The following is a 13,981-nucleotide window of genomic DNA, read 5'->3' as shown; positions in this document are numbered from 1 at the left end:
ACGGCTGTTCGGTCGACGGACATTCCTGGCTGTGCCGGGTAGTGCCGGCCACCGATCCGGCCGGCACTACCCGGATGTGTCGCCTCTGGTCAGAGCCCGGGCATCCTTCATCAGAAGGAACAGATGGAGCGGGTGGGTGGGAGACGGTTCGAACCCAAAATGCAGGTAGGACTCCCGAGCCTGGTCGTGCAGCGCGTGTACGAGCAGGGCTCGCACGCCGACGATCTCCGCTGCCGCGATGGTACGGGTGATCGCGTCGCGTAACAGATGGGCGCCCAGACCCCGGCCCTGTTCCTTGACGCCGACGGCGAGACGCCCCAGCAGAATGACCGGGACGGGATCGGGCATGCCCTGGCCGATGCGTCGGCTGGTATCCAGCCGCTGTACGGCCCCGGTAGCCAGGGCGTAGTAGCCGACGACACGTGCGTCACGGCACGTGACAAAACAGCGGGAGGCTCCCGCTGTCCGGTTACCTAACGCCCGTCGGCGCGACCAGTCGTCCAGTGCGGACTCGCCGCTGTCAAAGGTCGACAGGTCATCAGCCGCGGCGATCGGCCTGGGAGCGGAGCAGCCACTCATTCAAAGATCGGCTCCTCGGTGAGCAGGCGTTCCAGGCGCGGTTTACGAGTAACCGGACGATCCAGAATGGTGAGGAACTCCGTCCATGCCTCGCTCCCCAGCGTGAACAGGCGCTGCTCTGCCAGGACGTCCTTGGCCCTGGCTACGGCCGCGTTCACGGTGAACTCGGTGACGGTCGAGCCTTCGACCTCGGCTGCCACGCGGATCAGCGCATCCTGCTCTTCAGGCAGGCGTACAGCGATGCGGGAACTTTTGATCATCGTCATGTCCTGAGTGTGCGCCTGGTAGGCGTACGAGCCGAGGAGGTGTGGCTTACAGCTGGAACGGAAATCCCCGACGGCAGGCCGGTGACGGCGGGTCGGTCGAGGTCACGCGACGCTTGGCTGCTGCGGCTCCACCGTGGGTACGGGCCGGCCGGCGTGGTCGTTCCGCGCGCGTAGCACGACCGCCGTCACGACGGCACCGGCCAGGGCGCCGGTCGCGGCGACGATGAAGGTGACGTTCATCGAGGTGACGGCCTCGCCCCGCTGCGGGGAGAGGACGCCCGCGAGTGCCACTCCGAAGACGGCCCCGAACTGCCGGAACGTGTTCATCGCGCCGGACGCGGTACCGGCGAGATCGGCTGGTACCGCGCTCATCATCGCCTGGATCGCGACCACACCGCTGGACAGCGGTATGCCGGCACCGAGCAGCACCAGGGCCCATCCGTAGGTGAAATAGCCGCCGGCGTCCTCGACGAGGGTGAGCCCGCCGAGCCCGGCCGCCACGAGGAGCAGGCCCAGGAGCATGGTCGTGCGGGTCCCGAGCCGGGCCACCACGGCGGCCGCGCCCATCGAGGCCACGCCGAGAAACCCGGTGAGCGCGAGGAAACGCACCCCGGTTCCCACCGGTGACAGGTGCCGGGTCTCCTGGAGGTACACGGTCAGCAGGAACAGCACCGCGTACATGCCGAACAGGCCGAGGAAGTTCACGACGCAGGCCACAGCGACCGCGGGAACGCGCAGCAGGCGCGGCGGGAGCATCGGGTGCGGGCAGCGGATCTCCCAGCGCACGAAGAGCGCCAGGACGACGGCGCTGCCGAGCAGGAGCCCGAGGATGACCGGCGAGGACCAGCCGAAACGGCCGCTTTCGATCATCGCGAACGTCAGCGGCCCGCTACCGAGCACGAACAGCGCCTGCCCCACGACGTCCGGCCGGCCGGCGGCTTCCCGGCTCCCCCGGAGGCCATCGGCCGGTGGCGCGTCGGGCGCGTCGGGCGCGTCGGGCATGCCGTCGCGGCCCTCGCCGGCGGCCCGGCCGTTTCGGGACGGCCGGCGGGGAGGGGACGGGGGCAGGGCCCAGGACAGGCCGGCGAGCGCCACCGCGCCGATCGGCAGGTTGATCCAGAACATGCTCTCCCAGCCGGCCGTCTGGACGAGCAGCCCGCCGATGATCGGTCCGAGTGCCACCGCCGTACCGGCGACGCCACCCCACACGCCGATGGCACGGGTCCGTCGCCTCGGATCTGCGAACAGCTCGGTGGTGACCGCGAGTGACAGCGGTACGACCGCCGCCGCGAACACGCCCTGGCCGCCGCGCGCGGCGATCAGCACTCCCGCGCCCGGGGCGAGCGCGCAGGCCACCGAGCAGGCCGTGAAACCGCCGGCGCCGGTCAGCAGGGCGGCCTTGCGGCCGAAACGGTCGCCGAGTGATCCCGCGGTCAGCAGCAGGCAGGCAAAGCCCAGGGTGTAGGCGTCCAGGAGCCACTGGGCGGCGGTGACGTCGGCATGGAGATCGGCGCGGATCGCCGGCACGGCGACCGGGGTGATGCTGGCGTCCAGGTAGACCAGGAAGGTCGCCACGCAGACGAGCGCGAGCCGGATCGCGGGACTGGCGCGGCGCGACGTCGAAGTGGGCGTTTCGTCCGGTCTCATGGAAACATCCCTCTGCCGGTGGTCATCTCATGATGTGTGGCATGCGGAATCCGCGGTGGGATCCGGAGGCCGTCGTACGGCCCGGCATTCTTCGTGGGTGACCGTACGTATGTGAATCCGTGCCGCCAGTGTAATATCCGGATACGCGCGGACGACTCGAGACCGTCGGGTGGTAAACGTCACAGCGGCGTCCTGGCAGGGTGTCCTGGCGAGTGCTGGCGAAGCGGTCGGCCGGGAGAATCCGCCGTCGTCGGCCGTTGCCGGTCGTCGTTATTCTCGATCGTCCCCGCCGATCGGGCGATTGGGCCCGCCGAACCCACGTTGACACCATCCCGACAGGTTCACACACTATGAGACGCCCACCGGCGCCCGGTCCCGGGTGCCCGAATCCGTCATCCCACCGGCCAGTCCACGGGAGTGTTGCGAACGGATGAATTCTTCGTGGTGGCCTTCGTGGTGGCTGTTCGTCGGGAATTCTTTTGGTATTCATATTCGACCGGCCCCGACGCCGCCGCCGAGCTCCTGTTTCCCGACATCGGAAATCGTCGCCGCGAGTAGGTGGTTCACATGCAGCAGTACAGGTCCGGGGACGGTGTCGTTCTTCCCGCGGATCGGGGGCTGTCCCTCATCCTGGACGAGGGTGTCCGGCTGGCCCCGGACCGCCCGGTGCTGAGCTGGCAGGACGCCGCCGGCTGGCGGGACGTCAGCTACCGGCAGTTCGCCGGCCACGTCCGGGCCGTCGCCAAGGTGCTGCTGGCGCACGGGGTCGCGCACGGCGACCGGGTGGCCGTGCTGGGACGGACCAGCTACGAGTGGGCCGTGGTGGACTTCGCGGTGCTCAGCATCGGCGCGGTCACGGTCCCGATCTACCCGACGGCGTCCGAGCAGCAGGTGCGCCACCTGCTCGTCGACTCCGCGGCGAACTGGTGCTTCACCGAGACCGAGGAACAGCGGGCCCAGCTCGACCGGATCGGCGGGGCGGCCCTGCGCGTCGGCTCCTGGCCGCTGGCGGCGGTCTGGGCCTGGCGCGACGCGGACCAGGACGGGCCCGAAGACGCCGAGTTCGACGAGCGCCGCGCCAAGGTACGCGCCGACGACCTCGCGACGATCGTCTACACCAGCGGTACCACCGGCATGCCCAAGGGGTGCATGCTCACCCACCGCAACCTGTACGCGTCCTCCGCCAACACCGTCGAACACACCGGTGACCTCTTCCGCACCGCCGCCGGGGAGCAGGCCGCGACCCTGCTGGGCCTGCCGCTGTCGCACGTCTTCGGCCGGACCATCCTCATCGCCTGCCTGTACGGGGGCACCCGGACCGGGCTGGTGGCGGGCATCCCGGAGCTGATCGGGCAGTTCCCGGTGTTCCGGCCGAGCTTCCTCGCGCTTGTGCCGTACGCGCTGGAGAAGATCCGCAAGCGGGTGCGGGTGCCCGCGGCCGGCGGGGCCGGGGTGGTCGACGCCGAGGCGGAGCGGGCCGCGATCGAGTTCGGGCTCGCCAGCGCGCGCGGGCTGCCGGTCGACGACGGCCTGCGCGCCGCGCACGCCGCGTTCGACGAGCAGGTCTACAGCCGGGTACGGGCCTCCTTCGGCGGCCGCTTCCAGGACGTGATCTGCGGCGGCGCGTCGCTCGACGACTCGACCGCGGCCTTCTACGGCGGCATCGGGGTACGGATCCTCAACTGCTACGGGCTGACCGAGGCCGCGACGGCGGTGACGGTGAACGTCCCGGCCACCAACCGGCTGGGCAGCACCGGGCGCCCGATCCCGGGCACCACGGTGGCGATCGCGGACGACGGCGAGCTGCTCATCCGCGGCCTCAACGTCTCGCCGGGGTACTGGCAGGGAAGTCCGCAGCCCACCGACCGGGACGCGACACAGGGCGGTGAGGGCCCGTGGCTGCACACCGGCGACCTCGCCCGGCTGGACGACGACGGCTTCCTCCACATCACGGGCCGCCGCAAGGAGATCCTGGTCACCAGCGGTGGCAAGAACGTCGCACCCGCCCCGCTGGAGGACCGGGTCCGGCTGCATCCGCTGGTGAGCAACTGCATCGTGGTGGGTGACGGGCGGCCCTTCGTCAGCGCGCTGGTGACGATCGACCCCGCCGCGCTCGCCGGCTGGCAGGCCAGCCGGGGGCTCGCCGCCGGCGACGGGTCCTTCAGCCATGACCCCGAGCTGCTCGCGGAGATCCAGACCGCCGTGGACGACGCGAACAGCCTGGTCTCGCGCGCCGAGTCGATCCGGGCGTTCCGGGTGCTCGTGACCGATTTCACCGTGGCCGCCGGGCAGCTGACGCCCTCGATGAAGCTGCGCCGTAACGTCATCGAGGCCGACTTCGCCGCGGACATCGCCGCGGTGTACGGCTAACCTCCTCCTTCCTTCTCCTTCCTCTTCCTTCGGTTCCCTCCTCCCAACGCCCGGTGAACCTGTGGAGAATTCTCCGGATATCTTTCCGGTGTTCTTCCGGGCCCTTCCCGGGTTGTGGGTCAATTGTGCCGCCCAATTGGGCGATGTATCTCGGCGGTAGTTGTTGACTCTCGTTCCGGCAGCTGTGGAAAATCGACCCGTACCACTGCCGTGTGTAATACCACCGCGGGCTTCGCCGGGTTCACGACAGGAGCACATTCTCATGTACGACGTCATCGTTGTCGGTGCGCGCTGCGCCGGTTCACCACTGGCGCTGCTGCTCGCCAGGCGAGGCCACCGGGTCCTTGTCGTCGATCGGTCTACCTTCCCGAGTGACACCGTCTCGACGCACTATGTTCACCAGACCGGCCTTGCCCGGCTGCGGGACTGGGGCCTGCTCGACCGCCTCGTGGCGTCGGGCGTCCCGCCGATAAGAAACCTGATCATGTCCTACACCGGCATCCACATCGAGGGCTTCGCCGACCCGATCGAGGGCATCACCGAGGTCTACTCCCCGCGGCGCACCGTCCTGGACGGCATTCTCGTCGACGCGGCGCGCGCGGCCGGAGTGGAGATCCTCGAGGGCTTCACCGTCCAGGACGTGATCTTCGAGGACGGCCGTGCGGCCGGTATCCGGGGCCAGTTCGGCGACGGGCCGGAGCAGGAGTTCCGCGGCTCGTTCGTCGTCGGCGCGGACGGCCGGAACTCGACGGTCGCGGACAAGGTCGGGGCCGACTTCTACCGGGTGGTCCCGGCGAGCTGCTTCGTCTACTACTCGTATTTCAGCGGCCTGGACTGGAGTTTCCACCACCGGACCGGCTTCAACGAGCAGCAGATAGGAACGTGGCCGACCAACGACGGCCTGAACCTGCTGTCCCTGCTGCGCCGGCGGGAGCACTTCAGCGCGTTCCGCACCGACGTGGAGAACAACTTCCACGCGGTGTACGACGAGGTCGTCCCCGAGCTCGGTGAGGAACTGCGGGCGAAGGGGAAGCGGGAGGAGAACTTCCGGGTGATGCGTTACCCGGACAACTACTACCGCCGCTCCAACGGGCCGGGCTGGGCGCTGGTGGGGGACGCCGGATACCACAAGGACCCGTTCACCGGCTGGGGAATCACCGACGCCCTCGTGTACGCCGAGCTCCTGGCGAACCATCTGCACGAAGGACTGGCCGGCGAGCGCCCGATCGACGACGCGGTGGCGGAGTACGCCAGGCTCCGCGACGAGCGGAGCAAGAGCACCTTCGAGTTCACCTGCATGATCTCCGAACTCCTCCCGCTGCCCCCCTTCTTCGACTCGGTGCTGCGCGCCACGAGCCAGAGCCCGGAATACACGAAGAAGTTCTACGCGATGATAGGCGGGGGCATCCACGGTGAGGAGTTCTTCGCTCCGGAGCACCTGGAGAAGCTCTACGAAGCGGTCGGGACACCGCGGGACAAGCGGCTGCTCACGGCCGCCTGACCGTTTCTCGCCCACATCTGCCCGTATAAGCCTGTATCAGACAATACCTGCTGGTATAGGACGATATCGCTTCTCGCCTGTACCGCTCCTCGGTCATCAGGTGCCCTGGTGTACCGGGGAGCCAGGGGAGCGGGGAGCCGGTGAACCAGGCGGCGCGGCAGGAGGAACGGACGCGCCGCCCGCCGCCCCCGCGCGGCGGCGGCGCCGACACAGACCAGGAGCGTGCCCAGCCGTGAACGCCGTACCCACCGCACTCACCGCACTCACCGCGTCCAGCGCGTCCAGCGCGGGCAGCGCGGGCGCCAGCCCGCAGCGGATCGCCGAACGCACGAGGGCGTTCGTCCAGGAACATGTCTTCCCGGTCGAGCGGGAGATCATCGTCGACGGGCGTCCGATGGACGACGCGCTGCGGGTGCGGCTGCAGGAGGCGGCACGCCAGGCGGGGGTCTTCGGCCCGCTGTCGCCGGTGGCCTACGGCGGGCTCGGCCTCGACACCCGTGCCCTGGCGCACGTGCTGGAGGCCGCCGGCGCGAGCCTGATCGGCCCGATCGCGGTGAACGCGTCCGCCCCGGACGACGGCAACATCCACCTGCTCGCCCACCTCGCCACCGCCGAGCAGGCGCGGCGGTACCTGGAGCCGCTGGCGCGCGGTGAGGTCCGCTCGTCCCTCGCGGTGTCCGAACCGTCCCCGGGGGCGGGGTCGGATCTCGCGATGCTGCGCACGACCGCCGAGAAGGCCCCCGGCGGCTGGAAGATCAACGGTGCGAAGCACTTCGTCACCGGAGCCGACGGGGCGGCGTTCAGCATCTGCATGGCCGCGACCACCGGTGGCTCGACCATCTTCGTGGTGGACCAGGACAACCCGGGGCTCACCGTCGGCCGCCGCATGCCGACGCTGGACCACAGCGCCCCGGGCGGCCACTGCGAGGTGACGTTCGACGACTGCTTCGTGCCCGACGACGCCGTGCTCGGCGAGGCCGGGAAGGGCTTCGAGCAGATCCAGGCACGGCTGGCCCCCTCCCGCATCATGTTCTCGATGAGCTGGCTGGGGGTGGCCGTCCGGGCGCACGAGATGGCGGCCGCGCGGATCGTCGGGCGCGAGGCGTTCGGGACAGCGGTCGCCGGCCACGGGATGGCCCAGGCGCACGTCGCCGACAACGAGATCGACATCGCGGCCGCCCGGGCGCTCGTCCACTCGACAGCCGCCGTGATCGACGAGCGTGGCGCGCTCAGCGGCGCCGCGCGCCACGCGTCCGCGATCACCAAGACCTTCGTGTCGGAGGCGGTCTGGCGGGTGCTCGACCGCGTGGTGCAGCTCTACGGCGGGCTCGGTGTGTGCGAGGACGAACTGGTCGCCCGCTTTCTTGTCGAGGCGCGGGGTTTCCGGATCTACGAGGGCCCGTCCGAGGTGCTGCGCTGGTCCATCGCCCGCCGGGTGCTGCGCGCTCACCGGTGAGGCGCACCGGCGAACTCCGCTGGCGAACTCCGCTGGCGAACTCCGCTGATGGGCTCCGCTGGGCGCCGCCGCGGTGCGGACCGTCTTCGTGCCCGTTTTCCCCCGCCCCGCGCGCTCCTGCCCGCATGGCGCTTCACCTCTTTTTCCGCCGCCTCCGGTGACCGGTTCGACACCTGTTCACGGTCCGGTAGGAAAACAGTGTTGGGATGGTAGACGTGACCAGTGACACGCGGGTTCCGCCCGCCCAGGCCGGGTATGCGATATTCAGCGAGGCCACCGGCGGAGTCGTCGACTACGAACGGATTCGTGAGATCACGAACTCGCTCGTGCCCTTCGGTCGTTTCGTCGGGGCCGATATCACCGAGGTTGGGCCGGACCGCGCGGTGGTCGAGATTCCGGCGGACAGGAACCTCACCAATCATCTGGGGACGGTGCACGCCGGCGCGCTCTTCCTGGCCGCGGATATCGCCGGTGCCGCCGCGCTGGCCGGCGCGCTGGCGCCGCGCCTGGCCCGGGTCGAGTACACGGTGGTCCGGGACGCGCGGTCGATTTTCCGGAAGCCGGCCGTCGGCCGGGTCCGCGCGATCGCCACCGTGGACGAGCGAGAGGCGCGGCGAATCCTGGCCAGCACGGCCGCGGAGCAGTTCGACCTGGACGGCAGGGCGCTGCTCTACGACGACGCCGACGTGCTGCTGGCCAAGTTCCACTTCGACTATGCCTGCAGCATCGCGGCGGGCTGAACGGGTTCCGCCGGCACTGTGGACGAACTGGTGCAAAACCTGTGTAATGCTGTAAAATGTATCGGTCGCACAAGTTTCCCGAAGAGTGCGTGACGATGTCCGGGCACGCCCGGCGGCCTCCCGCGACAGTGGCAGCGGGCCGGTGATGTATGGCGGGCCCCACGGGACAGTGAACTCTGCCGAAATTTGTCGAGAATTCTGGAGCGGGCATCCTGTTTTCCCGTGGATAGCGTCGATAGCCCGCCCTGATCAGGCAATAGGTATCCGGGATTGGCGTTGACCGTTCTTTCGGATGCTTCGCACAATTGAGAGGAAACTTGCTGGCGAATGCCCGTGCCAAGACCTGCCGGATAACATGACAGGGGTGTGAACAATGCGTGACGACCGCACGGACGGGTGGGCTGGCATCCAACTTGTGGAATCTTTTCGCGGGCAGCTCGGGACGAAGCGGGGAACATGATGGCGAAAGCGCGGATGACGGTCGTCGGTGACAGTTTCGTCGAGGGCCGGGGCGACCCCGCACCGGACGGGGCGTACCGCGGCTGGGTGCCCCGGTTCGCCGAGATGTTCGGGATCGCGGGCAGCGGCTGCCTCAACCTGGGGACCTTCGACGCGACCACCCAGGATGTGATCGACCGGCAGCTTCGGGTCGCGCTGGTGAACAAGGCCCCGCTGATCGGGTTCGTGGCCGGGGTCAATGACCTGATCCGGGACTACGACGCGGCCCGCTTCCGGCGGAATCTCGAGGCGATCTTCGCGACGCTGTCCGGCCCGGACACGGTGATGTTCACCGCGACCTACGCGGACATTCCCGGCAACCTCCCGTTGCCGGCGTCCTTCCAGGAGCTCCTGCGGGGCCGTTTCGCCGAGGCGAACGAGTACCTGCGGGAGATCTCCGCACGTACCGGCGCGCTCTGCCTGGACGTCGTCGACAGCCGGGAATGGGCGGACCCGGCCATGTGGTCGGCCGACGGCCTGCACCCCAGCCCCATCGGTCACCAGCACTTCGCCGAAGCCATGGCGGACCTCGTCGGCCTGGCCACCGGAATGGTGCCGCTGTCCACGGCCTCCCCGTTCGCCGGCGTCGGTGCCGGACCACTGTCGTACTAGACCAGCCCGAACATCGGACCAGCCCGAACATCGGACCAGCCGAGACAACAGACCAGCCGATATGCCAGATCACTCGGAACACCAGATCACCTGAAATGCCAGGACGGCCGGCGTGGCAGGACGGCCGGACAGGCACGGTCATGGTTTTTCTCGCGCCGGCCGGCAGCCGGCCGCGGATGTCCGCACGCCGATCCAGAAGGTCCCACCGGCCCGGCTTCACCGGGCCGCCGCACGGCACGGCCGAGTGGGGAACCAGCGCCGCTGGCTCCCCGTCCCGGCTCTTTCGTGTGCCCGCGGGCACCGGGCGAGCCGGCGGAACATGCCGGATCCGAGGCGCCCGCCGGCGGCCGGCCCAGGAACGGGAACCCGGGAGAGAAGTTTCCGGGAAAGCAGTATCCGGGAAAGCGGGGCGCGGAAACGCGGAGCCTCGCGGGCACCGCACCCGAAAACGCGGGCCCGGGCCACGGAAAAGGCCGGGACCATCCGCTGCGACAAGGCTCAAGGAAAGCTCAGGAGAGGAAAACGGTGAGCGGCGACACGCTGGCGCAACGGCGCCTGGCCGACAATCCGATCGCGATAGTCGGTATGGCCGGTCTCTTCCCGAACGCTTACAACTACCGGGAGTACTGGCAGAACATCGTCGACGCGACGGACTGCACACAGGACGTCCCGGCGGACCGGTGGAACCTGGACGACTACTACGACCCCGATCCGACCGTCCCGGACATGACCTACTCGCGCCGCGGCGGCTTCATCCCCGACGTCGACTTCGACCCGCTGGAGTTCGGCATCCCGCCGAACCAGCTCGAGGTCACCAGCGTCATGCAGACCCTGAGCCTGATCGTGGCCCGGGACCTGCTGCGCGACGCGGGCGCGACCGGCTCCGACTGGTACGACGCCACCCGCACCGGGGTGGTCCTGGGGGTCACCGGGCCGGTCCCGCTGATGCATCCGCTGGCCGCCCGGCTGTCGACCCCCGTCCTGAAGGAAGTGGTCCGTAGCTGCGGGCTCAGCGCGTCCGACGCCGAGGCCATCGCCGCCAAGTACGTCCAGGCGTTCGCGCCGTGGGAGGAGAACTCCTTCCCCGGCCTGCTGGCCAACGTGGTCTCCGGCCGGGTCGCCAACCGCCTGGGGCTGGGCGGGATGAACTGCACGGTGGACGCGGCCTGCGCGGCGTCGCTGTCAGCCCTGCGGATGGCCGTGGCCGAGCTGGTCGACGGCCGGGCCGAGATGATGATCGCCGGTGGCGCCGACACCGAGAACTCGATCTTCGGGTACATGTGCTTCAGCAAGACCCAGGCCCTGTCGAAGAGCGGGCGGATCCGGCCGTTCGACGACGCCGCCGACGGCACCCTCATCGGCGAGGGCATCGGCATGATCGCGCTGAAGCGGCTCGCCGACGCCGAGCGGGACGGCAACCGTGTCTACGCGGTCATCCGCGGCATCGGCTCGTCCAGCGACGGCCGGTCCAAGAGCATCTACGCGCCCCGTGCCGAAGGGCAGCGGCTGGCGCTGGCCCGCGCCTACGCCGACGCCGACTGCTCGCCCGCGTCCGTCGAGCTGTTCGAGGCACACGCCACCGGCACCGCGGTGGGGGACAGGACCGAGCTGTCCGCGCTGACCGAGGCGCTGGCCGAGGCGGGCGGCGAGCGGCACTTCGCCGCGGTCGGCAGCGTGAAGTCGCAGATCGGCCACACCAAGGGCGCCGCGGGCACGGCGAGCCTGATAAAGCTCGCGCTCGCCCTGCACCACCGGACGCTGCCGCCGACGATCAACGTGGAGCATCCCAACAGCGCGATCGACTTCACCGGCGGGCCGTTGTACGTCAACACCCGGACCCGGCCGTGGATCCGCGACCCGGCCCGGCCGGTCCGCCGGGCCGCCGCCTCGGCGATGGGCTTCGGCGGGACGAACTTCCACGTCGTTCTTGAGGAACACACGGCCTCCGAGGAGCACACCGGCGAGCGCCGCGCCACCACGACACTGCACCGCACCGCCCGCGCCCACCTCTGGCACGCGGCCGACACCGCCAGCCTGCTGGAGCTGCTGCGCTCCGGCGCCGAGCCGGGCGACAGCACGCCGATCCCGGCGGAGCACGCCCGGGTCGGCTTCGTCGCCGTGGACGACGAGACCGCCCAGCGCCTGCTCGCCCTGGCGGTCGAGCAGCTCGCCGCCGCCCCGGACGCGGCGCAGTGGACGCATCCGGCGGGGGTGTTCTTCCGCGCCCGGGCGCTGGCCGGCCTGAAGGTGGGCGCGCTGTTCGCCGGGCAGGGCAGCCAGTACCTGGACATGGGCCTGGAGGCGGTGCTCAACATCCCGGCCGTGGCCGGGGCCGTCGACGACGCGAACGAGGCGTTCGCCGGAGCCGACCGCCGGCTGGGCGCGATCATCTACCCGCCGCCCGTCTTCGACGCGGAACTACGCCAGAAGCAGGAGAGCACCCTGCGCCGGACCGAGTACGCCCAGCCCGCGATCGGGGCGCTCTCGGCCGGCCAGTTCCGCTACCTCGCCGAGCTGGGCCTGCGCTGCGCGGGATTCCTCGGGCACAGCTTCGGGGAGCTCACCGCGCTGTGGGCCGCGGGCGCCCTCGACGACGCGGACTTCTTCCGCCTCGCCCGCGCCCGCGGCGAGGCGATGGCCCCGCCCGCCGAGGACCCCGACCACGACCCGGGCACCATGGCCGCCGTCCAGGCCACCCGGGAGCAGGTCGACGACATCCTCCGCGCCTTCCCCGGCGTGGTGATCTGCAATCACAACGCGCCGGACCAGGTGGTCGTCGGCGGGGAGACCCAGGCGGTCGGCGAGGTCGTCCAGGAATGCAAGCAGCGGCAGCTGGGCGCCCGGCCGCTGCCCGTCTCCGCGGCCTTCCACACCTCCCATGTGGCGCATGCCGTCGAGGCGTTCGGGCACGCCGTCTCGACGGCGCGGATCGGCGAGCCGCGGCAGCCGGTCTACGCCAACACCGCGGGCGTCCGGTACGGGCCGGACACCGAGGCGAACCGGCGCGCGCTGACCGAGCAGCTGCTCCAGCCGGTCGAGTTCGTCCAGGCCCTGGCGGCTATCCGTGCGGACGGCTGCAACGTGTTCGTCGAGTTCGGCCCCAAGCAGGTGCTGACCGCGCTGGCCAGGCGGACCCTCGAGGAGTCCGGCATCGTCGCCGTTCCCACCGACGCCGGCCCGCTCGGCGACAGCGACGTCGCGTTGAAGCAGGCCGCCGTCCAGCTCGCGGTTCTCGGCGCGCCGATCAGCGGGATCAACCGGTACGACGCCCCCGCGTGGGTGGCGCCGAAGTCCCGGGGCATGGCCGTGACCCTGAACGGAGCCGACTACGTGCCGGAGTCCCGCCGCGCCGCCTATCGGGCCGCGCTCGACGACGGTTTCCGGGCGTCGGTCGTCACTCTGGCCGCCAGCGGCGCCAGCGGCGCCAGCGGCGCCAGCGGGACAGGCGGCAACGGGACAGGCGGCGACAACGGTTTCGGGCTCGGCCTCGGCCTCGGGGCTGGTAACGGGATCGACGCGGATGTCGCGGACGCCCACCGGGCCGCTCGTCAGGACGGCCACCAGGTGCCGGCGGACGCGGCGGCGCCGGGCGGCCCGTCGGTACCCGGCCCGTCGGTCCTCTCCGCCGGCCATGCCGCCGCATCATCGACGGCCGCATCCTCGACGGCCGCGCCAGCGCCGACCACGTCGGCGGCCCCACAGCCGGCGGCAGCGTGGCCGCCGGCCGTCGCTATCGCCGCACCACCGGCGGCGGCCCACTCCCACAGCGCCGACGCGGTGGGCAGCGGCCGTGTCGATGATGCCGGGGACGGCAGCGGCCTCGACGACGTGGTCGCGCAGCATGTGGCGCTGCACTCCCGGTATCTGGAAAGCCAGCTGCAGGTCGCCGAAGGGCTGGTGGAGATCCTGCACCAGCGGCAGCCCGGCGTGGACGAGGCCGGCGGGGCCTGGCTCGCGCGGGCGGTCGAGAGCGTGAAGGACCAGAGCCTGGCGATCGGGCAGGCGCACATCCGCGCCAACGAGATCCTCTCGTCGCTGGCCGAGATCGAACGCGGCGGACAGCGTCCCCCGGCGATCAACGGCTACCTTGCACCAGCACCAGCACCAGCACCAGCCGCCTTCGCCCCGTCCGCCCCGCCGCCGCCGGCTCTGCCGGAGCAGCCGCGCCGGACAGAGATCGCCGCGGCTCCGCCCCCACCCCCGCCCCTGGCCCCGGCCTCCGTGCCGAGGCCGGTCCCGGCTTCTGTCCCGACGTCGGCTCCCGCACCAGCTCCGGCGCCGTCGGCCGCGGCTGCCGCAGCCGAGGCTGCCC

9 protein-coding genes are annotated in these 13,981 nt (G+C 70.7%); 6 read left to right on the top strand and 3 right to left on the bottom strand.

Features of this window, described 5'->3' with window-relative positions; all coding sequences use genetic code 11:
- Nucleotides 1-66 precede the first annotated feature (66 nt).
- The 3 genes from NBX02_RS14380 to NBX02_RS14370 form a co-directional block, all read right to left on the bottom strand.
- Nucleotides 67-579 (bottom strand): GNAT family N-acetyltransferase, encoded by a 513-nt coding sequence (locus tag NBX02_RS14380; RefSeq protein ID WP_250280742.1) that lies wholly within the window; start codon nucleotides 577-579, stop codon nucleotides 67-69.
- Complete coding sequence (locus NBX02_RS14375) at nucleotides 576-839, bottom strand: type II toxin-antitoxin system TacA family antitoxin (protein WP_250280740.1); 264 nt, start codon at nucleotides 837-839, stop codon at nucleotides 576-578. The genes NBX02_RS14380 and NBX02_RS14375 overlap by 4 nt, the downstream gene beginning before the upstream one ends.
- A gap of 108 nt (nucleotides 840-947) precedes the next feature.
- Complete coding sequence (locus NBX02_RS14370) at nucleotides 948-2,492, bottom strand: MFS transporter (RefSeq protein WP_250280738.1); 1,545 nt, start codon at nucleotides 2,490-2,492, stop codon at nucleotides 948-950.
- Nucleotides 2,493-3,059: 567 nt separating this feature from the next.
- On the opposite strand from NBX02_RS14370, the gene NBX02_RS14365 reads away from it, so the two are divergent.
- The 6 genes from NBX02_RS14365 to NBX02_RS14340 form a co-directional block, all read left to right on the top strand.
- A complete protein-coding gene (locus NBX02_RS14365) occupies nucleotides 3,060-4,862 on the top strand; it encodes an AMP-dependent synthetase/ligase (protein WP_250280737.1) in 1,803 nt (600 codons plus the stop codon).
- Between the two features lie 262 nt (nucleotides 4,863-5,124).
- On the top strand, nucleotides 5,125-6,363 hold the full coding sequence (locus tag NBX02_RS14360; protein ID WP_250280736.1) for an NAD(P)/FAD-dependent oxidoreductase: 1,239 nt from the start codon (nucleotides 5,125-5,127) through the stop codon (nucleotides 6,361-6,363).
- Between the two features lie 232 nt (nucleotides 6,364-6,595).
- The gene (locus tag NBX02_RS14355) at nucleotides 6,596-7,819 is read left to right on the top strand and encodes an acyl-CoA dehydrogenase family protein (RefSeq protein WP_445548433.1); all 1,224 of its coding nucleotides are present in this window, start codon (nucleotides 6,596-6,598) and stop codon (nucleotides 7,817-7,819) included.
- A gap of 206 nt (nucleotides 7,820-8,025) precedes the next feature.
- A complete protein-coding gene (locus NBX02_RS14350) occupies nucleotides 8,026-8,559 on the top strand; it encodes a YiiD C-terminal domain-containing protein (protein ID WP_250280735.1) in 534 nt (177 codons plus the stop codon).
- Nucleotides 8,560-9,018: 459 nt separating this feature from the next.
- Complete coding sequence (locus tag NBX02_RS14345) at nucleotides 9,019-9,669, top strand: SGNH/GDSL hydrolase family protein (protein ID WP_250291732.1); 651 nt, start codon at nucleotides 9,019-9,021, stop codon at nucleotides 9,667-9,669.
- A gap of 585 nt (nucleotides 9,670-10,254) precedes the next feature.
- The coding region (locus NBX02_RS14340) for a beta-ketoacyl synthase N-terminal-like domain-containing protein (protein WP_445548434.1) at nucleotides 10,255-13,981 on the top strand (3,727 nt) is incomplete at its 3' end.

It is taken from the genome of Protofrankia sp. CiP1_Cm_nod1 (assembly GCF_920888515.1).
Taxonomy (GTDB): Bacteria; Actinomycetota; Actinomycetes; order Frankiales; family Frankiaceae; genus Protofrankia.
Note: the sequence above shows the minus strand (reverse complement) of the source record. Positions and strands in the feature narration are given on the sequence as shown.